The sequence below is a fragment of the Streptomyces sp. NPDC058373 genome (genome assembly GCF_042723275.1).
In the GTDB taxonomy this organism is placed as follows: domain Bacteria; phylum Actinomycetota; class Actinomycetes; order Streptomycetales; family Streptomycetaceae; genus Streptomyces.
On the sequence record NZ_JBHXJE010000104.1, the window covers coordinates 1 to 1,417 of the forward strand.

The window sequence follows — 1,417 nt, forward strand, 5'->3', positions numbered from 1 at the left end:
TTGTCCGTCGCGGGGTTCTCGTGTGGGCTTTTCGCCCGCCCCAAAATTATTTTTCTTGTGGGTGGCGCGGTCTCTGCGGTGGGGCCCCCACCACTTTTTTGTTGCCCGGGTGATGGGGTGGAAACGAGAGATTCGTTTCCACCCCAGCACCCGGGCTTTTCCGCGTTGTGGGTGGTTGGTCAGCGCGCCGCGAAGGGCAGTGCCTGGCCGGGCCAGCGGCTTCGAGCCTGTTCCTCGGAACGCAGCAGGACGAGGGGGCTGATCCCCTCGTGGGAAGCCGTGGTCAGCAGCTCGGGAAGCTCTGGGAAGGGAGCGACGGCGGCCGCGTCCTCCAGGATCAGAACGACTGGTGGGTCGAGCCGGCCGGCGGGTGACCGTGCGGCCACGCGGCGGCCGTGCTCGACCACGTGTGAGGCGAATGCGGTGACCAGGGGCATCGCACCCGGGTGGGACATCGGGTCCTCGACGGACTCACCCACCACGTAGAGGGTGCCCCCTTCGGAGACGAATGACTCCACTGCCAGCGCTTCGGATCGGCTCGCCCCGCACGCGTTGCGGACGTGGACGGAGTTGAGCGAGTGCAGGGCCTTGGCCGTGAGCTGGAGTGCCTGGTCGCGGCGTACCGGATGGGCGGTGAGGGCGCTCTCCAGCTCTCCCGCGCTGCCGGCAGCCGCGCGGGGGTGCGTACGAAGGGCCGTCACCGCCTCTTGCAGGTGGCTGCCTTGTGCCCAGCGGTGGAGGTGCTTGGCCCCTTTGCCGTCGGTCTCGGCGGCGTGGAGGAAGCACCTAAGCAGTGTCTGGGCCGTGTCGGCGACCGCGGCGTCCAAGGCGGAGAGCGGGCGGACGGGCGCCAGGAGGGCGGCGGCCCGGGTCGCGGCTGTCGGCATCTGCCGGCAACCGCCGGTGGGGGCCCAGCGGAGCCGGTCCGGGGTGTCGCAGAGGTGGGACGGGTCGTAGAGGTGGACGGGCCCGAGCTTGGCGCGGGCGTCCTTGGTCTCGGCCCAGAGGGCGGGGTTGGAGGTGACGACCAGGGCTGCGCCCTCCGCCGCCTGTACGGCTTGTGTGGCCAGGTGGAGGCGGGTCTCCCGGGAGCCGAGCAGGACTTGTGGCGCTGCCTCGGGGAAGCCGGGGGCGGTGCTGGAAGCACTCGAACGAGTGATCAGCGGAGCGGCTTGTTCCGGTCGAGGCGAGGGGAACATCGATTCGACGGCAGTGCTCGGAGGGGCACCTGTGAACGACTGGTGTTCGGGGGCCCGCTGTTTCGGCGGGGGCTCGGTCTCGTGCGGGGAGGAGTAGGAGGAGGACGGCTCCGGCGTGGAGGTCGCCGGTGTGTGTGGCGCGGAGTTCCGGGTGGAGGTAGTGCGCGTGGGTTTCAGGAGAGTCGGCTCGGTGGTCGCCGCCGTGCTGGAGGAAGGGG

1 protein-coding gene is annotated in these 1,417 nt (G+C 70.4%); it reads right to left on the reverse strand.

Translation table 11 applies throughout. The annotated features are described in order from the left end of the window. Positions 1-179: 179 nt before the first annotated feature. Positions 180-1,199, reverse strand: coding sequence for a type IV secretory system conjugative DNA transfer family protein (locus ACFWMZ_RS28225; protein WP_383205004.1), 1,020 nt, complete (start codon positions 1,197-1,199; stop codon positions 180-182). Between the last annotated feature and the right edge of the window lie 218 nt (positions 1,200-1,417).